At 55.6% G+C, this 26180-nt stretch carries 23 protein-coding genes; 12 read left to right on the top strand and 11 right to left on the bottom strand.

Going from position 1 to position 26180, the window contains the following annotated elements; translation table 11 throughout:
• Positions 1-71: 71 nt before the first annotated feature.
• Positions 72-1805, bottom strand: a complete 1734-nt coding sequence (locus AAAH10_RS06870) for an OFA family MFS transporter (RefSeq protein ID WP_343561919.1) — start codon at positions 1803-1805, stop codon at positions 72-74.
• Between the two features lie 581 nt (positions 1806-2386).
• Here AAAH10_RS06870 and AAAH10_RS06865 point away from each other — a divergent pair.
• Both AAAH10_RS06865 and AAAH10_RS06860 read left to right on the top strand, forming a co-directional pair.
• Positions 2387-2971: a plastocyanin/azurin family copper-binding protein gene (locus AAAH10_RS06865; RefSeq protein WP_343561917.1), complete on the top strand. Its 585-nt coding sequence runs from the start codon at positions 2387-2389 to the stop codon at positions 2969-2971.
• A 94-nt stretch (positions 2972-3065) separates the two neighbouring features.
• Positions 3066-3347, top strand: coding sequence for a hypothetical protein (locus AAAH10_RS06860; RefSeq protein ID WP_343561915.1), 282 nt, complete (start codon positions 3066-3068; stop codon positions 3345-3347).
• Here the strand turns inward: AAAH10_RS06860 and AAAH10_RS06855 are convergent.
• From AAAH10_RS06855 to AAAH10_RS06845, 3 genes are all read right to left on the bottom strand, one after another.
• Positions 3322-3801 carry a c-type cytochrome gene (locus tag AAAH10_RS06855; protein ID WP_343561913.1) on the bottom strand — a complete coding sequence of 160 codons (480 nt, stop codon included), beginning with the start codon at positions 3799-3801 and terminating at the stop codon, positions 3322-3324. The two genes, AAAH10_RS06860 and AAAH10_RS06855, sit on opposite strands and share 26 nt — an antisense overlap.
• A 221-nt stretch (positions 3802-4022) precedes the next feature.
• Positions 4023-4556, bottom strand: a complete 534-nt coding sequence (locus AAAH10_RS06850) for a peptide-methionine (S)-S-oxide reductase (protein ID WP_343561911.1) — start codon at positions 4554-4556, stop codon at positions 4023-4025.
• Complete coding sequence (locus AAAH10_RS06845; protein WP_343561909.1) at positions 4553-5515, bottom strand: DMT family transporter; 963 nt, start codon at positions 5513-5515, stop codon at positions 4553-4555. Before AAAH10_RS06845 ends, AAAH10_RS06850 begins: the two co-directional genes overlap by 4 nt.
• Before the next feature lie 410 nt (positions 5516-5925).
• Here AAAH10_RS06845 and AAAH10_RS06840 point away from each other — a divergent pair, with 410 nt between their 5' ends.
• Complete coding sequence (locus tag AAAH10_RS06840; protein WP_343561907.1) at positions 5926-6486, top strand: hypothetical protein; 561 nt, start codon at positions 5926-5928, stop codon at positions 6484-6486.
• 123 nt (positions 6487-6609) lie between these two features.
• Here AAAH10_RS06840 and AAAH10_RS06835 read toward each other — a convergent pair whose 3' ends face one another.
• The gene (locus AAAH10_RS06835) at positions 6610-7194 is read right to left on the bottom strand and encodes a helix-turn-helix domain-containing protein (RefSeq protein WP_343561905.1); all 585 of its coding nucleotides are present in this window, start codon (positions 7192-7194) and stop codon (positions 6610-6612) included.
• 101 nt (positions 7195-7295) lie between these two features.
• Here AAAH10_RS06835 and AAAH10_RS06830 point away from each other — a divergent pair, with 101 nt between their 5' ends.
• The 6 genes from AAAH10_RS06830 (at position 7296) to AAAH10_RS06805 (ending at position 12948) form a co-directional block, all read left to right on the top strand.
• Positions 7296-8525, top strand: coding sequence for a benzoate/H(+) symporter BenE family transporter (locus AAAH10_RS06830; protein ID WP_343561903.1), 1230 nt, complete (start codon positions 7296-7298; stop codon positions 8523-8525).
• 199 nt (positions 8526-8724) lie between these two features.
• The gene (locus tag AAAH10_RS06825; protein ID WP_343561901.1) at positions 8725-9519 is read left to right on the top strand and encodes a BUD32 family EKC/KEOPS complex subunit; all 795 of its coding nucleotides are present in this window, start codon (positions 8725-8727) and stop codon (positions 9517-9519) included.
• A gap of 106 nt (positions 9520-9625) precedes the next feature.
• The gene (locus tag AAAH10_RS06820; RefSeq protein WP_343561898.1) at positions 9626-10630 is read left to right on the top strand and encodes an HNH endonuclease; all 1005 of its coding nucleotides are present in this window, start codon (positions 9626-9628) and stop codon (positions 10628-10630) included.
• A 39-nt stretch (positions 10631-10669) separates the two neighbouring features.
• Positions 10670-11470 (top strand): alpha/beta fold hydrolase, encoded by an 801-nt coding sequence (locus AAAH10_RS06815; RefSeq protein ID WP_343561896.1) that lies wholly within the window; start codon positions 10670-10672, stop codon positions 11468-11470.
• Between the two features lie 103 nt (positions 11471-11573).
• Positions 11574-12518 carry an AEC family transporter gene (locus AAAH10_RS06810; RefSeq protein WP_343561894.1) on the top strand — a complete coding sequence of 315 codons (945 nt, stop codon included), beginning with the start codon at positions 11574-11576 and terminating at the stop codon, positions 12516-12518.
• Positions 12519-12576: 58 nt separating this feature from the next.
• Complete coding sequence (locus tag AAAH10_RS06805) at positions 12577-12948, top strand: hypothetical protein (RefSeq protein ID WP_343561892.1); 372 nt, start codon at positions 12577-12579, stop codon at positions 12946-12948.
• 67 nt (positions 12949-13015) lie between these two features.
• Here the strand turns inward: AAAH10_RS06805 and AAAH10_RS06800 are convergent, their stop codons facing one another.
• Positions 13016-15121 (bottom strand): methyl-accepting chemotaxis protein, encoded by a 2106-nt coding sequence (locus tag AAAH10_RS06800; protein WP_343561890.1) that lies wholly within the window; start codon positions 15119-15121, stop codon positions 13016-13018.
• 129 nt (positions 15122-15250) lie between these two features.
• Here AAAH10_RS06800 and AAAH10_RS06795 point away from each other — a divergent pair, with 129 nt between their 5' ends.
• Positions 15251-15499: a hypothetical protein gene (locus tag AAAH10_RS06795; RefSeq protein WP_343561888.1), complete on the top strand. Its 249-nt coding sequence runs from the start codon at positions 15251-15253 to the stop codon at positions 15497-15499.
• Between the two features lie 16 nt (positions 15500-15515).
• On the opposite strand, the gene AAAH10_RS06790 is transcribed toward AAAH10_RS06795, so the two are convergent.
• Positions 15516-15905 carry a hypothetical protein gene (locus tag AAAH10_RS06790; protein WP_343561887.1) on the bottom strand — a complete coding sequence of 130 codons (390 nt, stop codon included), beginning with the start codon at positions 15903-15905 and terminating at the stop codon, positions 15516-15518.
• A gap of 178 nt (positions 15906-16083) precedes the next feature.
• Between AAAH10_RS06790 and AAAH10_RS06785 the strand changes: the two genes are divergently transcribed.
• On the top strand, positions 16084-18297 hold the full coding sequence (locus AAAH10_RS06785) for a S9 family peptidase (RefSeq protein WP_343561885.1): 2214 nt from the start codon (positions 16084-16086) through the stop codon (positions 18295-18297).
• Positions 18298-18350: 53 nt separating this feature from the next.
• Here AAAH10_RS06785 and AAAH10_RS06780 read toward each other — a convergent pair whose 3' ends face one another.
• The 4 genes from AAAH10_RS06780 to AAAH10_RS06765 all read right to left on the bottom strand — a co-directional run bounded on the left by AAAH10_RS06780 (position 18351) and on the right by AAAH10_RS06765 (position 23862).
• Complete coding sequence (locus AAAH10_RS06780) at positions 18351-18908, bottom strand: PAS domain-containing protein (RefSeq protein WP_343561883.1); 558 nt, start codon at positions 18906-18908, stop codon at positions 18351-18353.
• 204 nt (positions 18909-19112) lie between these two features.
• Complete coding sequence (locus AAAH10_RS06775) at positions 19113-20498, bottom strand: aldehyde dehydrogenase family protein (protein ID WP_343561880.1); 1386 nt, start codon at positions 20496-20498, stop codon at positions 19113-19115.
• Between the two features lie 10 nt (positions 20499-20508).
• Entirely contained in the window at positions 20509-22158 is a 1650-nt protein-coding gene (locus tag AAAH10_RS06770) for an acetolactate synthase large subunit (RefSeq protein WP_343561878.1), read from the bottom strand.
• A gap of 132 nt (positions 22159-22290) precedes the next feature.
• Positions 22291-23862, bottom strand: a complete 1572-nt coding sequence (locus tag AAAH10_RS06765; RefSeq protein WP_343561876.1) for an FMN-binding glutamate synthase family protein — start codon at positions 23860-23862, stop codon at positions 22291-22293.
• 856 nt (positions 23863-24718) lie between these two features.
• Between AAAH10_RS06765 and AAAH10_RS06760 the strand changes: the two genes are divergently transcribed.
• The gene (locus AAAH10_RS06760) at positions 24719-26068 is read left to right on the top strand and encodes a substrate-binding protein (RefSeq protein ID WP_343561874.1); all 1350 of its coding nucleotides are present in this window, start codon (positions 24719-24721) and stop codon (positions 26066-26068) included.
• Positions 26069-26180 lie beyond the last annotated feature (112 nt).

Here is a 26180-nt window from a genome sequence, read left to right as displayed (position 1 = left end):
AGAAAATCTGTGCACCCAGGCAAGTGATGCAGGAACCCGGGTGTCCTGCATCGGACAAGGAACCGGGAGTCCTATTCCGCGGGAGCCGGTGCGCTGTCTGGCTCCTTGTGGTGATGGTGTTCCTTGACGGGCCGCACCAGCAGATTGGCAAAGAACGCAATAACCAGAAGTGCCGCCATGGCGTACATGGTTGTGTTGTAGAGACCGGAGGTTGGATCGGCTGTTCCGGCCGGTACGATTTCCATCAGCTTGGCAATGGTCACCGTTTTGGCAGCCACCAGCTGGTCAAGCTGTGCAATCGGCGCGCCAAAGGTCTGGGCAAAGACGGCCGGATCAACCTTTGCAGACAGATCGTCGATGGCGTTGGTCACAGACAGCTGTCGCAGATAGGTGATCGCGAAGGGCCCCAGAACACCAGCGGTGGCCCAGGCTGTCAGCAGGCGTCCGTGGATGCCGCCGACATGCATGGTTCCGAACATGTCCGCCAGATAGGCCGGAATGGTCGCAAAGCCCCCGCCATACATGGTGAAGATAATCATGGTCGCACCATAGAAGCCGATCAGATAGATCATCGACGGGCCGGATGAAACGGCACTGGCGAAGAAGGGGATCGACAGATAGAGCAGGGTCCCCAGCACAAAGAAACAGTGATAGGTGTTCTTGCGCCCGATGTAATCGGATGTGGAGGCCCAGAAGAAGCGCCCGACCATGTTGAAGACAGAAATCATGAGAACATAGGTTGAGGCAAAGGCTGCTGTGACAACATCCGACATGGTGGTGCCGAAAATCTCTGTCATCATGGTCTTGGCCACACCGATCACTCCGATCCCTGCCGTGACGTTGAAGCACAGGACGATCCAGAGCTGCCAGAACTGTGGCGTTTTCAGAGCCTGGTCAATGTGGACATCGTTGCGGCTGATCATGCCGTTTTCCAGGGCTTTTTCCTTTGGCGTCCAGCCTTCCGGTTTCCAGTCCTTTGGCGGGATGCGATAGCTGAAGGCGGCGATGACCATCACGATGAAGTAGACAATCCCCAGCGTGACAAAGGTTGAGGCTGCACCTGTGTTGCCGGAGCCGACAACATAGACACCGGCCTCGCCACCACCGGGCAGTGCAGCGGCCTGTGATGCAGAGGCGACCACGACCTCGATGAGGCCATTGGCGGTCTGGGCAAACTGGCGCCCACCTTCCGTGACGAGCTGAACCGCCTCGATCGAGCCGAGGTATTCCGGTGCCTTTGCAAAGGTATCCAGAAGGAATCCCTTGAGAGGTGTGCCGATCATGGCACCTCCCCCGAAGCCCATGATCGCCATGCCGGTTGCCATGCCACGACGATCCGGGAACCAGCGGATCAGTGTTGAGACAGGAGAGACGTAGCCCAGTCCGAGACCGGCACCACCGAGTGCGCCATAGCCGACATAAAGCAGCCAGAGCTGATGTGTGGCAATGCCGACAGAGCCGATCAGGAAGCCGCCACCCCAGCAGAGGGCAGCCACCACGCCAACCATGCGGGGGCCAACCTTTTCAAGCCACTTGCCGGCAAAGGCAGCTGTCAGCCCGAGCGAGACAATGGCGACGGAGAAAATCCAGACGACAGAAGACAGGGTCCAGTCATCGGCAGCAGGGGCGACAACGCCCAGCTGACGGGTCAGGGCCGGGTTGAAAACCGACCAGGCGTAAACCGAACCGATGCAGAGGTGAATGGCAATGGATGCCGGGGGCACAAGCCAGCGGTTGAAGCCTGGCTTGGCGACGATGTTGTCTTTCATCAGGAAAGACAGAAAACCGCCAGAGGATGAGGACATAGAATATAACTCCCTTCCGATAGGTAGGCAGTTGCTTTCCGTTTCCTTGCGCGGGCCATTTGGCCACGGTTCAAACGCATAAAATCCCTGAAAAAACACACGATCCCGAGAAGGAACGGCACAAAAACAAAAACCGGGACGACACCCCGCATAACCCGAAAGCGGGGAGAAAAACCGAACAGCGTCCAAAGTGCCGGAAGGGCGAGATGGAAAGCCTTACCTGTTGTACAAAATCAGTGTTTGAATACACCGTTATGCTTCAGTGGTCTTTTTTGCAGACCTATTATGCAGCATACGCCTTTTGGTTAAGATTCAAAGAGAAAATTGACACACTCTGTCTGTTGGTATTCAGAGAAGATCTTGAAAAAGCGTATGTTTTTCACATTTGGGAAAAGTTAACACGTTGGTTTTCAAGGTTTTAGACGAAGGTTCTCACAGTTGAAAAAAAATTGATCTCTCAACCTTGTGACAGAGCCGTGTGAAAAGATTGCATTTTATTGATTTAGGACAATGCGCCCGGGCAGAGGGGCCGCGAAAGTGGAACGATAAAGAAAACAGGTATCTTTTCCGGAGACTCGCTTATGATCGTGGAACACGACAACCCGCTGGAAAGGATCGCGCGCGCCTTTGAGAACAAACACAGCGTGATCGATCGACGCAGCTTTGTGCAACAAACGGTTTCTGTGCTTTGTGCCTGTGTCCTTGCCGGAGGCAGCGGGGTTGCCCGGGCTGATGATGCAGTGTCAGCGGATGACAGGCTCAGGGTTGACCAGATCACGGATCCTTCCTCCAGTTCGGCCAGGGGAATGTTTCGCTTTGCGCCGGATCTCCTGAAGGTCGAAATCGGTGAAACCATTGCCTTTATGAACTCGCGCGGGGAGCACACGGTTCATTCGGTCAAGACACTCTGGCCTGCAGGCGTGCCCGAAGTGGCGATCAGCAATGCCGAGGAAGCTCTTGTCGATTTTCCCAAACGCGGCATTTACCCCTTCCGCTGTCGCCGTCATGGACAATATGGCATGGTGATGCTGGTTGTTGCCGGAGCCGTGACAACGCAGGAGCTTCAGGATTTTCATGTTCTGCTTGATGAGGCGCGTCTCAAACGCCGGGAAAAGGCGGCATTCGAAAGACTTTTGCAGCAGGCTGAAGAGCAGTATTCCGTCTGAACTCACAGTCATTTGAAGGCCTTTTGCTTGTCTTTGCACAACAAAAGGCGATGATCAGTCCTGTCTGGACGACTGCGACAGGAGAGATCGGGACATGGATGCATTTCTCTCGGCCTTGAAGGCAATACCCGAAGGTTACAGCACAGGCCTTTATCGGGGGTATAGCTATGGTACGACGCTTCTCGTTTCAGCGGACGGAAAGAGGGTCAAGCTCTATGCAGAAGAGCTGGGCGGCAATGACCATATTTCCTTTAACCTCTATCACACTGCAGGCAAGGGGCCCTTGCTGAAGCCCTGCGAGATGCCTGCTGAAAAGGTCATGGCCTTTGTTCTGGGGTATGAGCTTTCTGCTACTGCAACGCATTCTGCTGATTGATGCGGTCGTGGCGGCGCCGGATTTCTTCGGGCCAGGTGCTTTTGATAAAGGAAAGCGTGGCCTGGATTTCCTCGTCGGAGAGACTGCCTTCAAAGGCAGGCATGTTGTTGGGATAGCGCTTGCCTATCATTCTTTCCAGACCGAACTTGGTCATGAAAAAGAGATAGTCATCAGGGTGGTGCCAGGTGTGGCCTGTCTCATCGTGCGGCGGCGCGGGGAGGCGTCCGTCTGCATTGCGCTGACGCCAGTTGAGTTGCCCTTCCAGCTGTGCACCATGGCAGGCGGCGCAGTTTTCTGCATAGAGGTCGGCACCCAGAGCGACAAGTTCCTGATTGTCCGGTTGAAGCTGAATGGCAAGGTGCTGTGTGTCATCTTTCAAAAACAGGTGTGTGCCTGCAAAGATGGTGATGATGGCCAGTGCAACGCACACTGCGGCCAGAAGCTTCCTGCTCATTCCCCTGATACCCTGTTTCCGGTTTCTGATGGCACGAGCTTTACCCGTTCCTCCGGGGGGAAGGTAAAGCACTTTTTTCGTAGGGAAAAGTGCTGGGGACATTGTCCGCTTTTTGTTGTCGTCCAGGGCCGGTTGCCCGAGCGGCCTGATGAGCTGCTGAGGTCATGCAAAGGCAGGAACCTCGGGTTGTTTGGATTGCCCCGTTGACAGGATTTCGGAGGTTAGTGTTTTCTGGTTCTTGCCGGACTGTCACCCCGGAGAAGCTCGTGAAAGCTTCTGTTGAGCTTGTCCATCTTCGGGGCGATGTAACGCTTGCAAAAGGGGCGCATGTCATCGCTGGCGTAGTAGTTGTGAAAACGCGTGTCCGAGAATTTGAAATCGCGATAGGGCAGGACCTGTGTGACCAGTGCATTGTCATAGCCGTGCTGGAGTTCTCCCAGGATAAGACGGGCGCTTTGATGCTGCTGCTCATCAAGGGAGTAGACGGCGCTGCGATACTTGCCGCGCATGGAGTGATTGGAGGTGCTGGCATGTGTGCTGACATGGACCGCAATCAGCTTTGCAAGCGTGATGGCCTCAGGATCGAAGCTGACCACCACAGCTTCCGACCAGCTGTCATTCGGCGGGTCCGATCTGACAAAACCCTGCTCAACCCTGTGAACACCCCGCAACTGTTGAAAGACAGCTTCGGTGCACCAGTGGCATCCGCCTCCAAAGGCAACCTTTTCCAGTGGTATTGTGCTGCCCTCCTTCATGATGCGCCGGATCCTTCCCGGGCCTTTTGTGCTTTGAGCTGCGCGCGTTCGGCGCGGGTCTTTTTGTTCACAAGCCAGATGCCACAGGCGACCAGAACAAGTCCGGACAGCAAGGCCGGTGTCAGAGGCTCATCCAGAATAAGAGCTCCGCTGATCACACCAAACAGCGGGGTCAGGAAGCCAAATGAGGTCAGCTTGGCGGTCGGGTAGGTTTTCAGCATCCAGAACCAGATAATGTAGCTGATCCCGGCAACACCCACGGCCTGATAGATTAGGATCAGAACCGCACTTTCCGTGATGCGGATAATTCCCGGCTCGCCAAAGGCGGCTGAAAGCGGAAAGAGGACCACCGCCGAGACTGCCAGCTGATAAAGCAGGACCTTGCTGGCAGAGATGGTTGTGAGCGTGGAACCCCGGACGACCAGTGTTGTCGCGGCCCAGGCAATGGCGGCTGCAATGGCCAGGGCATCGCCGATCAGCATGCGCTCATCGGGCAGTGTCAGGCTTTCTCCAAAGGTGACGGCAAGACCGGCAAAGGCACAGAGCAGACCAAGCCCCTGCAACAGGCGCAGGCGTTCCCCGGCGATCAGGAAGTGCGCGCCCAGCGCAACAAAGAGCGGAGAGGTGTAGAGGAAAATGACAGCGCGCGAGGCCGAGGTCAGCTCCAGCGAGGCGTAAAGCAGAGCAAATTCAAGGGCAAAGAGAGCGCCAGCCAGCAGACCTGCTTTCAGGGTGCCGTCCCGCCCGAAAATCGGCTTCCGGCGCAGAAGCATCCAGCCGGCAATCACCAGCGTTGCAAAGGCCGAGCGCAAGCCGGCCTGCATGATGGGGGAGATATCCGCGACAGCCCATTTGATGGTGATTTGCTGGAAACCCCAGGAAAAGCAGCAAACCATGAGAACAAGGATGGCCAGACCGTCCAGATGGTCTTTGCGGCTGGATGAGGAGGAGGTGGACATGTGCGAGGAGCTCCGGCCTGTCAGGGTTGTTTTTCTTTTCCTGATCCATCCCTGTTTTCGCAAAGGATGCAAGCTGCTTTTTCTGCTTCATTAAAAAGGCTCGATAAAATTTGAGTTATTACTTTCTTTTTCCTTAAGGCTTTTTTGAAAATATTCTCCTTCAGGTTGAAGGAAGAGCGATGTTGTCTATCTCTCCGAAAACACAGTTCTCCATTCCGCAGGCCGGGGCTGTTCCTGTTCTGGTGGATGGCGATCAGGTGTCAGAAGAAGCAATGGTCACTGTTGTTGTTGAACTGGGAATTCTGGGGTACAGGCCGGAATTTCCTGTCAGGGTTTTCTCCTGCAGGAACAGATTTGAAAATCTGGATCCCCGTTTCGCCACAGTGAAGATGGTTCCAGTAGGCAAGGATATGGCCGATGTTCACATGATTCTGGAGTGTCAGCGGTTGCTGTCGTGCAGCAGTCAACCGCCTTTAAAGGTTGCTCTGATCAGTGATGACGGGATTTTTTCAAGTTTGGAAACAGCTCTGGGGCATGAAGGGAGTACACGACTTTTGCGGTTTTCCAGATTGGGAAAACTCTCACAGGACAATGTGCTTTTGGTTCCGGCAGGTACAAACGGTTGTTCTGTTAGCAGAAAAGCGGAAGACAGGGATGAAAGGGCAGAAAATACGGCAAATAAAAAAACAGAATCTTGTAAGACTTCCAAAACACAATCCTCTTCCGGAACGCTGCGGACCTTGGAAAAGTATTCACGGAACTGGTATCGTCGGCAGCACCTGTTGCACTATCTCGAAAACAATCCGGCGTCTCACTCAGCAAAGAAACTGGAGCAGGTGCTTGACGGGGTTTTCTTTCGCAAATCAGGTGATTTGAATGTCCCGCAGATCCTGGCGCACCATCCTTTTCTGGTTAAGGAAACTGTTAATCACTCCCCGCACTATTGCCATCAGAAACACACGAAATCATGACGTTTCCCGGTCCTCATTGAATGAAACATCAACTGCTGCCGGGATTGTCCTTTTGGGTTTGCAATATTGCAAACGTCTTCACTGGTCGCAGTCATTTTGAGGCTTTTTGCTGTATCGGAAGGTTTACCGGGGGCCTGATCCATAAAAAATCAGCAGGTTGAAGATCGCGGATTTGTCCGGGTCGCTGTTCCTGTAGCCGTGGGGTCTGTCAGCCGGAAAGCGGACAGCAGTGCCTTCGCTCAGGCTTGTCCAGGAACCATCGGTGAGGATTTCAGCTGTTCCGCTGATCATGACGATCTGTTCAACAACCCCTGTGTCGTGCGGCTCGGACAGCCGTTCATAGCCTGGCGGCATGGTCAGTGTCATGACTTCGAAGCCAAAGGCGGGGTCATAGGGGAAAAGAGGAGCCACCAGCATGGCATCCTGTGTCGGTTTCTGCTGCGTGTCCTGTACCGATCTGAACACTGCTTTATCCAGTGCCGGATTTTCTTCCCTTTGCACAGGATCAAGCAGCAGGGACAAAGGACAATGAAAGCCGTCGGAAATTTTCCAGAGTGTTGCCAGGGTCGGGCAGGATTCCTGTCGTTCGATCTGGCCCAACATGGCCTTGCTGACGCCGGTTTCCTGTGCGGCCCTGTCCAGGCTCCAGCCCTTGTCCTTGCGCAGGCTTTTCAGTCTTTGGGAAAGCTGTCTGTTGATCTGTTCCATACGGGTCCGATTGCTGTCTGAAAAAATCTCTTGTGCGTTATAGCATACAAATACTAAGGTTCAAGCAATGGACGTTATAACGCACAAACGGGGTGGGGATGATGTCATCCGGGCAGAAGACACCAGAAGGCACAGCAGACAGTGAAAGCCGGGGAGGGCCGGGGCTGCTCTTCAGTCCTTCGGCTATTGTGGCCGGGATGATTGCGGTCATGGTTGGCTACAGTAGCTCTGTTGCCATTATCTTTCAGGCGGCAGAAGCAGCCGGGGCCAGTGAAGCGCAGATCGGGTCCTGGCTCTGGGCTTTGGGGATCGGGATGGGGGTGACGTCGTTCGGCCTGTCTCTCTGGTTTCGCATGCCTGTGCTGACAGCCTGGTCAACGCCGGGGGCAGCGTTGCTGGTTGGCTCTGTTGCGGGGTTGACCCTGGGTGAGATCACCGGAGCCTTTGTTTTCTGTTCTGTCTTGCTGGTTTTTGGCGCTGTAACAGGCTGGTTTGAACGTCTGATGAAGCTGATCCCTTCGGAACTGGCGGCTGCAATGCTTGCCGGTGTTCTGCTTCAGTTCGGGATCCGGGCCTTTACGGCCATAGAAACAGATCCGGTGATGGCCGGGTTGATGCTGTTGTCCTTTTTGATCCTCAGACCGCTTTTGCCACGGATGGCGATTCCGACAACCCTGCTGGTCGGACTTGTCCTCCTGTGGTTCGGGGGGGAATTCCACTATGACTTCGGTGCTGCAACACTTGCAGGACCGGTTTTTGTCATGCCGGAATTCTCCCTTCCTGCCCTGATCGGCGTGGGGGTGCCGCTGTTTATTGTGACGATGGCGGGGCAGAATCTCTCGGGGCTGGCAGTCTTTCGCGCCAATGCCTACCGGCTATCGTCTTCTCCGCTGATTGGCTGGACCGGTGCGGCGGGGGTGCTGCTGGCTCCCTTTGGAGGCTTTGCCTTTGGTCTGGCGGCAATCACGGCAACGATTTGCATGTCGGATGAAACGGGGCTCCCACGACAAAGACGCTATATCTCGTCGGTCTGGGCGGGTGTTTTCTATATTCTCACCGGGATCTTTGCCGGCTGGGTGGTGCATCTTTTTGCGGCCCTGCCCGTTGCTTTTGTGGCTTCCATTGCCGGATTGGCCTTGCTGGGCACAATTGCCGGCAGTCTGGCCCAAAGTCTGGGCGAAACTGCAAACAGGGATGCTGCTTTTCTGACCTTTATTGTGACGGCATCCGGGCTGTCCTTTCTGGATATCGGCAGTGCTTTCTGGGGGATAGTACTGGGGCTTGCTGTAAGTGCCTTTCACAGGACGCTGAAGAAGCATTTGGCAAAATAGCTATTTCCCTCCTGAAATTGATTTGTCGGGCTTACAACGATTTAAAACAGCATTTTTTCAAACTTTACAGAAATGTGTCCTTTTTATGAAAAGGCTGTTTTCTTCAAAACCTTTTTGTGGCAGTTTGCGACCCACTGAATGCCTTTCGTGTGTGTGGAAGGCATCCTGAAACAAGCTGTATCGCAAAATAAAGATCGCAATGACAAAACAAGAAGTTCGCTACGTCAGTTGTGCGGTTCCCGGACTACAGGAAGTGCTCGACGGAGTTGTTGGAATTTATCAGCATCGCAACCTGAAGATTGAACACAATGGTGAAGTGTTCTGGTTCAAGCAGGTTGAGAACCTGAACCTGAAGGGCAAGATCCTCAAGGCCAATCCTGTTGATTCCTTCAGGCGGGAGTATGATGCGATGCTGCGTCTTTCTGACGAAGGTCTGCCGGTGCCGGAAATTGTGGCCAGCGGACCGGGCTGGTTTGTCACGCGTCACAGCGGAGAACAGGTGCGCCGTATCTTCCGGAAAAAGAGGGGAACTCTCGACGAGCGCCTGAAGATGTTTCGGGAGGTCGGTCGTTCCATGGCCTGCCTGCACAGGAGGGGCTACAGCCATGGTCGTCCCAATCTGAAGGACATGTCCTGGGACGGACAAAAGGTGACCCTGATGGATTTCGAGGGTTTTTATGACAAGCGCAATGCGGTTGCGGGACATGCCCGTGACATGATCCTGTTTGTCTTCTTCGCCATTCAGGACAAGGGCGGCTACACCGAGGAACTGGACAGTGCCCTGACAGCCTACCGCGAGGAGTTGACCAAAGGCGGCAAGCTCGGAATCTGGCTCGCAGCCCGCAGACGCTATATCATCCGCTTCGGCTGGCTGTGCTATCTCTGCCTGCCCCTTGCAAAGCTGTTTCCGCGCAACAAGCCCCTGGCTGCCCTGACCATCATCCGCGACGTCTTCAGCCAAAACCGCCGCCCCCCAATGCTGCCGGGCAGCTAGAACAGAGGACAGGAAAGCAGGAGAAAAGAACTTTTCTTTTCTCTCGTTTTGAGGGTAAGTTTTTAAAAACGTAGACTTATCCGCATCAGGCTCTTCTCCTCGCGTTATGACCAAGGCCATCCTCACAAGCAAACCGACTTCGATCTATAATGATCTGGTTGAGTTCCGATATCACTTTCCTGCGACTTACCTCAGGCAAGTGACAGATGCTGTTGGGGATTGGGTGATTTACTATGAACCACGCCGCTTAACCACACAGTTGAATATAGCAGGTGGCAGGCAGAGCTATTTTGCGACGGCAAAAATTAACCGTGTCGAGCGTGATCCTGAACGATCAGATCACTACTACGCTTATGTCACGGATTATCTGGAATTCGATCATCCCGTTCCTTTTAAAGAGCAAAGTTTCTATTATGAGAGTCGTCTTCGTAAGGAAGATGGTTCGACCAACAAAGGCAATTTTGGGCGTTCTGTCCGCAGTATCCCGGATGAAGAATACAATGCGATCTTAACGGCTGGCTTCCACAAGGCTGTAATCGGGGAAGACGCTTATTATGCAGCCATCCAGCAAGAACAGTCCCAACGGCAGTTGACGCTTCACTCGGTTATGAGCGGAATGGCTGAGGAGCAGGAGGCTTTTCAGGCAGGCAGCCCAAAGATCAGAGATAAAATTCTGGAGCGTGTGCGAGCTATCGCGCCGCGAGATGAGAAAATCATCACAAAGTTGGTCAGCCGCCCCTTCAGGGATGAAGCTTTTAAGCATGCTGTGCGGCAGGTTTATGGAAACACCTGCGCTTTGACTGGGCTGAGTTTGGTCAATGGTGGTGGACGTCCAGAAGTGCAGGCGGCTCATATTCAGCCTGTTGCTCAGAAAGGGCCGGACTCAATTCGCAATGGTCTGGCGCTTTCAGGAACGGTTCACTGGATGTTTGATCGCGGTCTGATCTCAATCCATGATGATTATCGCATTTTGACTGCAGATCAGTTCTTGCCAAAAGAGGCCAAAGCTTTGTTGAATAAAGACGGTGTCATGCGTTTACCTGATCGTGAAGATGAACGCCCTCATCAACAGTTTCTTGAATATCACAGGGATACCATCTTCAAAGGATGACCTTCTCTCTTAACCCAGTCCTACCAGCAGGAGCCATTGATGACGACAGTCTATCCGGTGTATTACGAGACCCATGGTGTGAAGGGGGCGCCGGCGGTGGCGCTGTCGATGGGGTTGGGGTCGGATCTGACGCGCTGGTCGCCGGATTTTCTGGCTGATCTGGCGCGCGATCATTTCGTGGTTTGTATTGAAAACCGGGATTCCGGCCGCTCGCTTCAGCCGGGGGATGAGGTTGTCCCCTATGACCTGCGGGACATGGCGGCAGATGTGCTGGCCGTCATGGACGAGCTGGAACAGCTGCGTTTTACCACGGTCGGTTTTTCGATGGGCGGGATGATTGCACAGCTGGTGGCCATCACAGCTCCGCACCGGGTGGAGCGGATGGTCCAGATTTGCAGCTCTGGCGGAGAGTCTCCGCCTGCCCTGTGTGAAGGGGTTCACGAACAGTTTGAGCGTACAGTGGCTCCCTTCGACAGTCGTGAGGAGATGATTGATTTCCTGACAGAGAGCTATCGCCATTTCTCCCATCCCAATCCATTGTCGCGGGAGGAGACCCGTGCCTCGGTGATCGAACGTCTGGACAGTGGTTTCAGCCAGCGTGGCTACAAGCGTCAGTACGAGGCCATTCGCGCCACGCCGGATCGACGGGTGGAGCTGCAACAGATCACGGCTCCGGCGCTGGTGATCGGCAGCGAGCAGGACAACTGCCTGCCGGTTGAAAGCTCCTGCTCTGCCGCGCAGCTGATCCCCAATGCCGAACTGGTGCTCTTTGCCAACAAGGGCCATGCGCTGGATGCGGAAATTCTTGAAACAGTCGCCACCTGGCTGCGCAGGGGGTGAAATGAAAAACATGCCTGATCATCATTTCGCCCCGTGCCGCCAAAAGGGGGAGACGTTGTGAAAAAAGCGGAGTAGGCTGCTCCGGCAATAAAGGAAAAGACTAATGGATCAGGCAATTTTCTGGGATTTTGCAAAGGCCTGTCTGCCTTTGCTGACCCTGATCGGGATGGGTGCGGCTGCGCGCCGCTGGCTGTTGAAGGACGATCAGGTCTGGGCGGGGGTGAACCGGCTCAATTTCTTTGTGCTCATTCCGGCACTGGTGCTGGCAACGCTGGTCAGGGCGGACCTGCTGGCCATTCCCGGGCTGTCGATCATCTTCACGATCCTGCTGGCTCTCTTTGCCCTGATTGCGATGCTGGTGCTCTATTATCGTCTGGCGGTTCCGGGCAGCATGGACCTGCCGGCCTACACCAGTCTTTTCCAGACCACGACCCGCTGGAACGGGGCCATGGCGCTGGCTGTCGCCGGACTGGCTTTCGAAGACACAGCCGTTACGGTCATTGCCATTGTCATGGTGGCGGTTGTGCCCTTTGTGAACGGCCTGAATGTCGGGATGATGGTGCGCCTGCTGTCTGGGGACACGCCCTCGATCAAAAAGCTGTCCTTTGCCGTTCTGACCAACCCGATTGTCGTTGGAGCACTGATGGGGATTGTCCTGTCACTTACCCGCGCGCCCTTGCCGGAGTTTGCCATTCAGAGCCTTGAGATGTTGCGGGCCAGTGCCATTGGCTCGATCCTGCTGGCGCTGGGAGCGGGCTTGCGCATTTCCGGCTTTCAGGGGCGGGTTTTTGCCATTTCCTTCAGCTGCTTCAACAAGCTGGTTCTCATGCCGTTGCTGGTTCTGCTGATCGGACAGGCTCTGGGAGTGGAACCAACCCTGCTGGCCTTCGTCGTGATTGCGCTTGCCATGCCTTCTGCGGCGAACGGCTATGTGATTGCCAGCCAGATGGGCGGTGATGCGCCGCTCTATGCATCCTGTTGCACCACCCAGACGCTGTTGTCCTTTGTCACGGTGCCGCTTTGGGTGCTGTTCGTTTTCAGCCTGTAAAGGGAGAGGCCGGGTGCCGGATCGCATCAGTTCTTTTTCGACGGGTTTGTTCCTGCTGTTGTCCTTGTTTCTGGCGCTGCTGTTGCCTGTGCTGTTCTCTGTCCTGTCAAAGGCGCAGGCGGTTGAGCGGCAGATTGTCTGCTCAACACCACTGCACAACCCGCAGGTTTTCCCCAGCTTGCAGGCGGCGCAGGAAAGCGGGGCTGCAGGGGAAAACGGTGAACCTGATCCACGCTACAGCCTGCACAATGGCGAGAGGCTGACTGCACTTCACGTCCGGGCCCTGATCATTCAGACGAACGGTCCACGCCTGTTGCAGGGCAGGCTTTTTGATGAGCGGGGCAGACAGGCCTGGCTGGAAGACACAACAGGCGGGCAGCGTCATGATATCCTCTTTGTTCCGGCCTATGAATGGCGGTGCGAAGATTAGGGAACACAGAAAATGCCCGCTGTTCCGTGACAGGAAAACAGCGGGCATAAACGACGGTCTCCGGTTGTCAGGAGGCCCGGATCTGGTTGACGAACTCATCAACCTGGCGGGTCAGGGCAACGGCATCGTTCTGCAGGTCCTGCGCAGCCGTCAGAACGGACTGGGACACATTGCCTGCTTCCTCGATATTGCTGTTGACCTCTGTGATGCTGCGGCGGACCTCGCTGGTTCCGGCTGCAGCCTCCTGAACATTGCGTGAAATCTCCTGTGTTGCCGCGCCCTGTTCTTCCATGGCGGAGGCAATAACGGTCGAGATTTCATTGATCTGGGAGATGGTGCTGCCGATGCCGCCAATGGCTTCGACAGAGGCATCGGTTTCATCCTGAATGCTGGAAATCTGACTGGTGATCTCCTCGGTTGCCTTGGCTGTCTGGTTTGCCAGGGACTTGACCTCGGAGGCAACAACCGCAAAGCCCTTGCCGGCATCGCCAGCGCGTGCAGCTTCAATGGTGGCGTTGAGCGCCAGAAGGTTTGTCTGCTCGGCAATGTCGTTGATCAACTGGATCACATCACCGATTTTCAGTGCGGCTTCGGACAGGCCCTTGACCCGTGAGTTGGCCTGATCGGCCTCTTTCACCGCTTCCTGGGAGACGGAAACAGCGCGTGCAATCTGGGCGTTGATTTCACCGATAGAAGCGGACAGCTCCTCTGTTGCACTGGCCACTGTTGCGACGTTGCCGGAAGCCTCCTCGGTTACGGTGGAAACCACGGTGGCCTGTTTGGAGACATTGTCTGTAACGGCTGACATGCTCTCGGCCGAGGTCAGCAGGTGATCGGACGAGCTGGACACATTGCCGACAACGCCCTGAACCTGTTGCTCGAACTGGTTGGCAAGGCCCAGCAGGGTCTCGCGACGGTCCTGTTCGGCCTGACGGTCTTTTTCCAGCTGCTCTGACTGCAGGTTGCGCACCTCGATCAGCTTGTTGCGGAACTGTTCCAGAGCCTTGGCCAGAACGCCGATTTCATCGCTGCGTTGCTGATCCTTGATTTCAACATCGGTTTCATCGCGGGACAGAACCTCGATCACGCCTGTGATGTTTTTCAGCGGCTTGCTCATCAGGGCTGTGATCAGGAAGGCAATGATCAGCGCCATGAGAACGGTCAGGACCACAGCGGCAACGATCATGTTGTCGCGCACGCTTGCAGCACCGGCCTGAACCTTGTCCAGCGGCATGATGGCTGCGATGGCCCAGGGTGTTTTCGATTGTCCGACGGTCAGTGGCACGAGCACATAAAGTGCTTCCTTGCCCAGTTCGCTGGAATAGTCGATCCAGCTGGCGCTTTCACCCTTTGCAACGAGGTCCTTGTAGGCTTCAAGCTGCGGAGAGCTTTCCTCGACGGGTTTGCCGATCTGCTCCTTGTCAGGATAGGCCGCCCAGACACCGTTGTTGGTGATCAGGGTCACGATGCCTTCGTCATAGGGGCGGATCTCGGCGATCTTGTCCTGGACCTCCTGCAGGTTGAAGTCGATCCCCACGGTTCCGATAAAGGTGCCGTCCTTGATCAGGGGAACAACAACAGAGGTTGCCAGAAAGGCTTCTGTGCCGCTGTCCTTCGCCAGTTCCATGGCATAGGGCTCGGTGATTACCTCGGCTCTGGCTTTTCTGGGGCCGTCATACCAGTCTGCGGTTTCGCCCTTGTCAATGTTCAGTCCGCGCACACCCAGATCGGTTGCGTTCTTCAGGAACCAGAGATCGATGAAACGGCCGCTGGCGTTGCTTTCCGGCGTGTTGGCAAAGTCGGCATCACGACCATCAAGTGCGTCGGGTTCCCATCCGCTCCAGACGGCTGCGAAGTCCGGATTGTTGCGGGTGATGCCCTTCAGGGCCTCGCGGTAAACCTCGCGGTCTGTAATTCCGGCGCGGTGATAGCTCAGAAAGGTCTCTGCCATGGTTCGCGAGGCTGTCATGGCGACATCAATGTCGGCCCTGACCTGGCTGCCGATGTTTCCGGCCAGTTCCTGCCCGTGCTTTTCGGCGACATCAAGGATGGCATCCTGACTTTCCTTCACAACGAAGGCCGTTGTTGCAGTCAACCCGATTGCGAGGGTGATCACGACCGAGGTCAGGATCTTGCCCGTGAGATTAAAGGAGTTACGCAGAAGCTTTGACATGATGTTACCTTACAAACAATGGGGACATATTGGTCTTGTGCTGTTCGCGGTAACAAGTATTGCCCTGAAGTATTAAATTTGAATTTAAGAGAATTGATATATTTGGAAGATCGCAAGGGCCGGTCAGCTGTGAGTCTTGCCATGTTCTTCGCATCGGACTGCCGGACAGAGCTGTGCAGGATCACAGTTCCCCCACTGGTGGCCGGTGTCCTTCAGGACTGCTGCCTGCCCCATGAAAGTTCCATCGAAGTCGTCCGCCAGATCCCGAACGCCGAACTGATGCTCTTTCCTCACAAGGGCCGCGTTCAGGATATGGAGATGCCAGGCACGGAGCAAGACTGGCTGGAACAGGTGTATCAGCAGCCGGGTGCTGTTTGAGAGTACCTTGTCTGGTTTACAGCTTTTGGGAAAACCATTTGTCTGCTTCTGAAAGGCTGGTGAAATATTCCGATATTGTGAAGTCCTCTACTTGAGGGAGGCTTTTCCATAACGAGAACAGGGGAGCAGACAGATCATCGCCAACCCATGCTATTTTGTGAATTTTACGAACAGATTTTTCGTTTTCCTTCATGATCGGGATAAATTTTTCAAGCATTGTCTGAAGGTCAATATTCCCCAGGCTGCTGTCAGGATTTAATATTGACAGGTAATCTATGCCGTCTGTGCAATAGGGAGAACTCATAAACTCCATAGAGGAATCTATGATTTCTTCTGAAGTGATTTCCCTGAAGTAGTTGATTACATACCGATGCTTGCTTTCTTCATAATGAGCTGTATATGGCATCCGCTGTAACTCCTTATGCTCTGGCATGAATACAGCTGTAATTCTACAGTTTGTTTAAATTGAAAGATAGAAACAAAATAATTGATAGCATAAGGCTTAAACTGTTGCTTCCCATTGACTCACGGCGTTCATAACCTACTTTAAAGTCCTGAGATTTCATGGCTTTGGAGAAGGTTTTATGTCTGGTGATGCTGTCCGGTCCGGGGGTGTTGTGGCGTCTGCGTTGGGGGTGGAGCCGCCTGTTCATGAGCGGCGGGACCACTGGCACGAGCTGCATGGTGATCGGCGCCATGACCCCTATGCCTGGCTGCGGGCGGAGAACTGGCAGGAGGTCATGCGTGATCCCTCTGTGCTGTCCGGTGACATTCGTGCGGCGCTGGAGGCGGAAAACAGCTATTGCAAGGCGGCCCTGTCTGAAACCGAAGGCCTGCAGGATGGCCTTTATGAAGAGCTGAAAAACCGGCTGGAGCCTGCTGAATCGAGCCTTCCGGTCGAGGATGGCAACTGGGCCTATTACAGCCGGTTCGAGCCGGGCAGGCAGCATCCGCTTTTCTGTCGCTGTCCGCGTGCCGTTGCCGATGCGACTGTCGAGCCTCCCGAAGACGGGCGCTATGCCGAAGAGGAAATCCTGCTGGATGGCAATGCGCTGGCAGAGGGGCATGACTATTTCCAGATCGGCGGTGCAGACTACAGTCCGGATCAGTGCTTCTATGCCTATGCGATTGATACCAAGGGTTCGGAATACTACGAAATCCGCGTGCGGGATCTGAGCACGGGGGTGTTGCTGGAGGATGTGATCGAAAGCACATCCGGTGCAATTGTCTGGGCAGAGGACAATGCGACGATCTTCTACACCCGTATGGATGACAATCACCGTCCGTCACAGGTTTTCCGCCACGTGCTGGGTCGTCCGGCTGCAGAAGACGTGCTGGTCTATGAAGAGCCGGACAGCGGTTTCTTTGTCGGGGTGGGCAAAAGCCTTTCCGGCCGCTTTATCGAGATTGACAGCCACGATCACCAGACTTCTGAAATCCGCCTGCTGGATGCCCGTAGACCGCAGAGCGCGCTGCAACTGGTTGCGCCGCGTCAGGAGGGAGTGGAGTACGAGGTTTGTGACATCGACGATCACCTTTACATCCGCACCAATGACCGCGAGGCCGAAGACTTCCGCATTGCCCGTGTCGCTGTCGCTGATGCCTTTGTCTCTGCGGATGCAAAGCCGGAAGACGCGCGCGCTGGCTGGGAGGATCATCTGTCGCACAAGGGCGGGGAGCTGATCCTGTCCATGGCGGGGCTGAAGGACTGGCTGATCACCAAACTGCGTGTTGGCGGCCTGCCGCGCATTCGTCTGGAACACCTGCCGACACAGGAGGTCCACTTCATTGCCTTCGAGGAAGAGGCCTTTGATCTGGGCTTTGGTGTGGGGGCGGAGTACGCGGCAGAGCGCATCCGTTTCCGCTACAGCTCCATGACCACGCCGGGGCAGCTCTATGACTATGGCCTGACCAGCCGTGAACGCCGTTTGCGCAAGGAGCAGAAGATCCCTTCCGGTCACAATCCGGCGGACTACATCACGCGCCGGATCGAGGCTGTGGCCCATGATGGCGAGAGGGTGCCTGTCTCGATCCTCTATCACAAGGACACAAAACCGGCTGTCGGTGCCGATGGGCCGCCGCTCCTGCTGATGGGATACGGTTCCTATGGTCACGCCATGTCCGCAGGTTTCAGTACGGCGCGTCTCTCGCTGGTGGATCGCGGTTTTGTCTATGCCGTAGCGCACATTCGCGGGGGCATGGACAAGGGCTATGCCTGGTACAAAAACGGCAAGATGGAGCGCAAGACCAACACCTTCAGGGACTTTGTTTCCGTTGCGGAAACGCTGCGCGATGAAGGCTTTGCCGGTGAGGGGAAAATCTGTGCGCACGGCGGTTCTGCCGGTGGCATGCTGATGGGGGCCATTGCCAACATGCGTCCCGACCTCTTCCACGCTATCGTGGCGGATGTGCCCTTTGTCGATGTGCTGACCACCATGTGCGATGCGACCCTGCCCCTGACCCCGCCGGAGTGGCCGGAGTGGGGCAATCCGATCGAAAGCAGGGCGGCCTATGACTGGATCAAAGCTTACTCTCCCTATGACAATGTGAGCGCACAGAGCTATCCGCACATGCTGATCACAGCCGGTCTGACCGATCCCCGTGTGACGTACTGGGAGCCTGCGAAGTGGGCGGCTGCGCTGCGGGAGAAAAAGACCGATGACAATCTGCTGCTTTTCAAAACCAACATGTCGGCCGGGCACGGTGGAGCTTCGGGCCGTTTCGAGCGGCTGAAGGAAGTGGCGCTGATGTATGCCTTCCTGCTCAAGGTCTGTGGCCTGTTGCCTGAAAAGGCATAAGCGCCGGGCAGGTTCATCATCCCGGAATGCTCAGGAAAAGCGGGGCTCTGCTGTCAGGCAGGATGCCCCGTTTGTCTGTCCGCTCCGGCGGCGTGTTTGAAGTTCACAAGGCAGAGGATGTAATCGACCAGCCCGCCCTGTTCGGAGAGCGGCAGGAAGAGTGCGTTGACCGAGGTGATCCTTTCCTCTTTCGCCAGCCGGGCCTGTCCTGTGAAGGGAAACTGTGCCAGTTCCGGTGTTGCGGTCTGTGCGACGTTTTCACAGGCGTGCCAGATTTGTCCGTGGTTGTTTCCGTAGACTTCGGTGACAGTGCTGCCGGTGTAGCATCCGTTGTGGCGTTCATCGAGATAGGTGCCGACAACCCGAAAGCGGAAGTCCAGGCTTTCCCTGTTGCGCAGAACCTCGAAGAGGATCAGGCAGGGGAGGAGATCGCTGATGGCAAAGGGGTCAAAATCCTGTTTGAGCGGAATGGGATGTCTGCCCCTGATCTGATGCCAGTAATCCAGAAGATCGTGAAAGGGACGGGACAGTTTCTGCTCTGCCAGGGGCAGGGAAAAGGGAGGATAGGGGCTCATTTGCTCCGGACTGTTGTCTGTATCATGCGCAAGCATGACAGCTTTTTTCTTGATCAGGCTTTAAAAGGATCTTCCCGCGCAGGTATCCCCGGAATTGCGGGAAGGTGCTCAAGGTGATTGAAACCGGCTGAAATCCTGGCGACTTCAGCAACAGTTTCCTTATAGCATAATATATATGATCGAGTCATATAAAATTACACTCAGTGAGATGATCACCCTTCGGTTTTCCCGAAGGAGGGACTAGAGCCTGATGACAGCCATCTTGTCCTGGGTCATGTCGTGCATGGTGTAGCCGATTCCTCCGGTGTTGTAGCCGGATTGCCTGCGCCCGGCGAAGGGCATCCAGTCGGTGCGAAAGGCGGTGTGATCATTGACCATGACGGCTGTGGCATCCAGCTCCCGGACGGCTGACATCGCCCGCTCGAGCCTGTCGGTGAAAACCGCAGCCTGAAAGGCGAAGGGCAGGCTGTTGGCACGGGCAATGGCCTCGTTGAAATCCTCATAACCATAAACGGAAACAGCGGGGCCGAAGATTTCCATCTTCGAAATCCGCGCCTCTTCCGGGGCATCAAGCAGGACGGTCGGGGCGTAGGTTGTCTCGCTCAGCCTGTCGCCCCCGCACAGGACCTTCGCACCGCCATCGCGCGCTTCCGAAATCCATTCGGCCACACGATCCACCTCGCGCGGCTGGATCAGAGGGCCGCATTCCGTGCTGTCATGAATGGCGTTGCCAACCTTGAGCTGGGCGGCACCGATGGCAAGGCGCTCGGCGATTTCCTGCGCGTGATCCTGTGGGGCATAGATGCGCTGTACGGACACGCAGACCTGCCCGGAATGATAGAAGCCACCCTTGAGAAGGGCCGGGATCATGGCCTTGAGGTCTGCACCTTCATCGATGATGACCGGAGCAACGCCACCGTGTTCCAGCGCGCAGCGTGTGCCGGGCGCCAGTTTCGAACGCAGCATCCAGCCAACCTTGCCCGAACCGATAAAGGAGAAGAAGGCAACCCGCGGATCGGTCACCATGCGGGTGGCGACCGTGTTGTCACAAGGGGTGAAGCGTGCCCATTCCTCAGGCAGGCCCGCTTCGTGGAGGATGTCAATAAAGGTCCGGCAGGACAGGGGCGTTGCGGTTGCAGGCTTGACCAGCACGGGGCAGCCCACAGCAACAGCCGGAGCAACCTGGTGGACGATCAGGTTCAGCGGGTGATTGAAGGCGGAAACCGCGACCACAACACCAATGGGTTCGCGGGTGGTAAAGGCCATGCGTCCGGCCCCCGCAGCAGTGAGGTCCATCGGGATTTCCCGCCCGCCGAGATGGGACAGTTCCTTGATGCAAAGCTCAACACCGTCGATGGCGCGTGTGACCTCGATACGGGCATCGATCAGCGGTTTTCCGCCTTCGTCGGCGATCTGGAAGGCCAGTTCGTCAAAGCGATCTGCCATGAGCCTTGCCGTCTTTTTCAGCACCCCGATCCGCCTGAAGGCAGGAAGCCAGTTGCTGCGGTTTCTGTAAAGCTGGTGGGCCTGTTCCAGATAGCGATCAACGGTGTTTTCATCCACGAGGCTGATTTCACCGATCTCCTGCAGGTCGTACGGATTGACGACGGATACTCTGTTTGTCATTTCTTCCCCCTTAAATCAGACAGACTTTCTGTGCCAGTTCATCAATCAGAACCCGCTGGTTTTCCGAGTAGTCGACGGGCAGATCGATCAGATGGACCCCGCCGGCCGAAAAGGCCTTTTCAAAGGTCGGGATCAGATCTTCGGTTGCGGTGACCCGGTGGCCAGTCGCGCCATAGCTGTTGGCGTACTGGACAAAATCCGGATTGTTGAATTCCAGCCCCCAGTCATCAAAACCCGCGTGTGACTGTTTCCAGCGGATCATGCCATAGGAGCTGTCGTTCAGGACCGTGACCACCAGATTGAGACCGAGGCGCACGGCGGTTTCCAGCTCCTGCGAGTTCATCATGAAACCGCCATCCCCGCAGATGGCCATGACGCGCCGGTCCGGGTTGAGCATGGCGGCCATCATGGCAGAGGGCAGGCCTGCGCCCATGGTGGCCAGGGCGTTGTCGAGCAGCACAGTGTTGGGCTGGTGAGCCTTGTAGTTGCGGGCGTACCAGATTTTGTAGATGCCATTGTCCAGTGCGATGATATCGCAGTCCTTCATCACCTTGCGGGTGTCGCTGACAAAACGTTGCGGGATCACCGGGAAGCGGTTGTCATCTGCGCCTTCGCTGATGTGAAGCTCGACCTCTGTCTTGATGCGGTCAAAATAGGCGCGGTCAAAATCGACTTTCCCGCCGAGCTTGTCTTTCAGGCGATCAATGGAGGCCGCCAGATCACCAATGACTTCCACCTGCGGGAAATAGACCTGGTCAACCTGTGCGGACTTGTAGTTGACATGCACAACCTGCTTGCCGTTTTCCTCCATGAAGAAGGGTGGCTTTTCCACCACGTCATGCCCGATGTTGATGATCAGGTCCGCGCGTTCAATGGCGCAGTGAAGATAGTCGCCATCGGACAGTGCAGCCGTTCCGAGGAAAAGTTCGGAGCGTTCATCGACGACGCCCTTGCCCATCTGGGTGACAAAGAAGGGGATTTGCGTGCTGTTGATAAATTCGGAGAGCGCATGGCGGGCGTGCTTGCGGTTGGCCCCCGCACCGATCAGAACCAGTGGCATCCGGGCGGACCTGATCATGTCGGCAGCCTTGTCGAGCACGGCATCATCGGCAACCGCATAGAAACGCTCGTGGGGCGGGATGATCGGCGCGTCGGTTTCCTCGGCCGCGATATCTTCCGGAAGTTCCAGCAGGACTGCGCCGGGGCGTTCTTCCTCGGCGAGGCGGAAGGCCTCGCGGACGAGGGCGGGGATGGTGTTGCCGTGGACAATCTGCTTGGACATCTTGCAGATGGGATCAAAAAGCCCGACGACGTCGATGATCTGGAACTGCCCCTGCTTGGATTTCTTGATCGGCTTCTGTCCTGTGATGATGATCAGGGGAAAGGCTCCCAGATGGGCATAGGCTGCCGGTGTGGCGAAGTTGGTCGCTCCGGGGCCGAGAGTGGCCATGCAAACCCCGGCCTTTCCGCTCAGGCGGCCATAGGTGGCGGCCATAAAGGCAGCCCCCTGTTCGTGGCGGGTGAGGATCAGCTTGATGCTTGAGGTTCGCAGGGATTCAACCATGTCGAGGTTTTCCTCGCCGGGAACGGCAAAGATGTATTCGACCCCCTCTGCTTCGAGTGCTTTGACAAACAGATCAGATGCTTTCATCTCAGGCATGATGTGACTCTTTCGTTTGTGTCTTGTCGGAACCGGTCTGTCCCGGACCGGTCTGTTTTTCAGATGCGCCCCGGATGTGTTTCCCGGGGTGTTTTGTTGCGTGTCTTTGATGAACCGGGCAGTTCCGTATTTCTAGCCGCAGTATCCTCTCTTTTCCTCATGAGGGCTGTTCTTTGCCAGTTCTGCTGCGATGGCAGCGTATTCCGGCATGATGTCCGGGCGGGGGTAGAGGACGTCCATGGGCAGGGAGCGGCCGTTGTCCTGGACTATGCGGACGTGCTTGCGCCGCATCAGCCGGGGACGGGCCACGCCACAGGAGTGGGAAATGATTTCGACCTCGTGGTGCATGTTCAGGCAGAAATTGGCGACCTTGGTTGACTTGTCTTGCGGGTCAAGGCCGCGCTGCAGGCGCCTGTTGTGTGTGGTGATCCCCGTCGGGCAGGTGTTCCTGTTGCACTTGAGCGCCTGGATACAGCCAAGGGAGAACATGAAGCCACGGGCCGAGGTGACAAAGTCCGCGCCGACAGCCAGGGCCCAGCCCACCTCCGAGGGTGTGATCAGCTTGCCGGAAGCAATCACCCGGATGCGCTCGCGCAGGCCGTAGCGGTGCAGGACATCGGACACAAGCGGCAGGGATTCCCGGATTGGCAGGCCGACATTGTCCATCAGGGGCATCGGGGCAGCGCCCGTCCCTCCGTCGCCACTGTCCACGGTGATAAAGTCCGGTGCCGATTCAATGCCGCGTTTGTGGATTTCCTGACAGAGCGTTTCCAGCCAGCCAAAGGAGCCCATCACGGTTTTAAAGCCGACGGGCTTTCCGGTGACGTTGCGCACATGGTTGATCATGTCCAGCATCTCGATGCTGTTGTTGATCTCCGGATGGCGGTTGGGTGATATGGAATCCTCGCCTTCCGGAATGCCGCGGATTTTTGCGATTTCGGCAGTGACCTTCACACCCGGAAGAATGCCCCCCTTGCCGGGCTTGGCCCCCTGGCTCATCTTCAGCTCGAACATGCGAACCTGTTCGTGGGCGGCCACTTCACGGAGCTTCTCGTCCGACAGCCTGCCGTCGGCTGTCCGCACGCCGTATTTGGCGGTGCCGATTTGAAAGACAACGTCGCAGCCTCCCTCCAGGTGATAGGGGGACAGGCCGCCTTCGCCTGTGTTCATCCAGCAGTCGGCCATTTTTGCGCCTTTGGACAGGGCGCGCACAGCCGGTGTGGACAGGGCGCCATAGCTCATACCGGAAATATTGAAAAATGACGGAGCCTTGTAGGGCTTTTCACAAAAGGGACCGATTTCCAGCGGCTGGATTTCGGCTGCGTCTTCTTCCAGTGTCGGGAAGGGGCAGTTGACGAAAATGGCCGTGCCTGCAGGGGTCAGGTTCTTGCTGGAACCAAAGGCAACGGTGTTGTCGTGGTCATGAGTGGCCCGGTGCACCCACTCGCGCTCTGCCCGGTTAAAGGGCATCTCCTCACGATCCATGGCAAAGAAATACTGGCGGAAAAACTCGCCCAGCGTGGAAAAGAGATAACGGAAACGGCCAACAACCGGATAGTTTTTGCGTATGGCGTCCTTGTGTTGCGTAATATCTATAATAAAAAGTACTGCGACTGAAAGAAAAGCGAGGCCAATCGCAAAGACAAAAATTGATGAGAGATATTGCAGCGAGTTCATCACGAAGTCGTGCGAAAAAGAATTCATAACTTGTGCCCTCCATCCATACAAGTTTCCTGAACCCTTAAGGATATGGGGGTCGCACTTTCTTTATCCCCCTCAAATTCATAGCACATAATCGTGAGTCTTTTTTTATTTTTGTTTCATGTTTGTTTCGGCCCGGAAGAGGTTTTGTCCTTGTCCCTGCTGTTGCAAGGCTGGGGGACCCTTTCTCCGCTCCGGAGTAAAAGGCGGAGATTCGCTGATTTTTTCCGTTGTTGTTTTTGTGGAAGGGCCTCTTTTTACAGGAATCTTTTCGGAAAGGATTTTTTGTCCGTTCCGGCAGTGAGCAATCACGTCTTTGTGTGAAAAAAGAGCGCATTCGCGAGAGGTTTTGCTGTTCCCGGAATTATTTTTTTACGCCCTATAAACCATAAGAAAAGTGCGGGTTTGGGGGTGATTGAGTGGTCTGGAAAAAAGTCCTCTAAGTTTTTGTCAACCCATAACAAATTGATGTGAAGTTGTTTCCTGTTTTCGTGCCATTGTATGTAGTGTTTGCCATGTAAAGAGCTGAAAATATAAAGGTCAGGTTATGTTGATTTTGTAAAAGGGGCTTGCATTCGCTTGATGGAATGCGTCATTATTTTGCTTGTGAATTGCGGTTTCGAATTTCTGTAAAAGGAATTCTCGTCCCGATTTAAATAAAAAAAGTAAAGGCCTTATGAGGAGAAGATGTGATCCAAGTTCTCATCTTCAAGGCCTTGTAATTGAGTGGTTTTCGGGAAAAGAGTGCGCAGTTCTGAATGGGTAAAGGCTTATAAAGTCCGCAGGTGACTGTTTGTCCTCTTGGTTTATTCCTTTTGGATTTCGGCGTCTTGCGGAAAACAAAAAGGAATGATGTCAAATGGGAGACAAGCTTAAATTCGGTTCTCTGGATCGGAGGCTTTTTCTGAAAGGATCAACGGTCGCTGCAGGCGGTTTGGCTGCACCGACTTTTTTTATGCGCAATGCCTATGCGAAGGACTTCACCAACGATCCCGGAAACAGTTCTTCGGTAACGCTGGGCTTTAACGTGCCGCAAACCGGCCCTTACGCTGATGAGGGTGCGGATGAACTGCGTGCGTTCCAGCTTGCTGTCAAGCACCTCAACGGCGAGGGTGATGGCGGTATGATGAATACCTTCAAGCCATCCAGCCTGAAGGGCAACGGCGTCCTGGGCAAGAAGGTCGAATACGTGACCGGTGACACCCAGACAAAGTCTGATGCCGCGCGCGCCTCTGCGAAGCGCATGATCGAAAAGGACGGTGTGCTGATGGTGTCCGGTGGTTCGTCCTCCGGCGTGGCGATTGCCGTGCAGTCGCTCTGTCAGGAAGCGGGCGTGATCTTCATGTCCGGTCTGACACACTCCAACGACACGACGGGCAAGGACCGTCGCCGTTATGGTTTCCGTCACTTCTTCAATGCCTACATGTCCGGTGCCGCACTGGGCCCGGTTCTTGAAAAGGAAATGGGCAAGGAGCGTCAGGCCTATCACCTGACTGCGGATTACACCTGGGGCTGGACACAGGAAGAGTCCATCAAGAACACCACCGAAGGGCTGGGTTGGCAAACACAGGCCACTGTGAAAACGCCGGTGGGTGCGGGCGATTTCTCCCAGTACATCACACCGGTTCTGAACTCCGGTGCGGACACTCTGATCCTGAACCACTATGGCAAGGACATGGTGAATTCCCTGACCCAGGCTGTGCAGTTCGGCCTGCGTGACAAGCAGGTCAACGGCAAGAACTTCGAGATCATTGTTCCGCTCTTCTCCCGCCTGATGGCGCAGGGTGCGGGCGACAGCATCAAGGGGATTCTGGGGACCACCAACTGGAACTGGTCCCTGCAGGACGAGGCCTCCCAGGCCTTTGTACGCTCCTTTGGTCAGGAGTACGGCTTCCCGCCATCCCAGGCGGCGCACACCTGCTATGTCCAGACACTGCTCTATGCGAATGCCTGTGAAATGGCCGGAACCTTCTATCCGCCGGAAGTGATCCGGGCGCTGGAAGGCTTCGAGTTCGACGGCATGGGCAATGGCAAGACCCTCTATCGTGCAGAGGATCACCAGTGCTTCAAGGATGTTCTGGTCGTGCGTGGCAACACAACACCAAGCAGCCAGTTCGACCTCTTGCAGGTCGTCCAGCAGGTTCCCGCGAAGCAGGTGAGCTATGCGCCTGACTTCTTCCCGGGCGAGCTGGGTCCTTACGAAGTCTGATCGCCCTTTCGTGGCAGAACGCGGGAGGAGGACCTGTGGCTTCCTCTTCCCGCTGTTCCTTCAGACCTGTGTGATCAGAAGCAGGGTGGCGCCTAGAACGCTCCGGTCCCGG

The sequence above is a fragment of the Carbonatibacter coralli genome (assembly GCF_039592655.1).
Lineage (GTDB): Bacteria > Pseudomonadota > Alphaproteobacteria > Kiloniellales > Kiloniellaceae > Carbonatibacter > Carbonatibacter coralli.
Note: the sequence above shows the minus strand (reverse complement) of the source record. Positions and strands in the feature narration are given on the sequence as shown.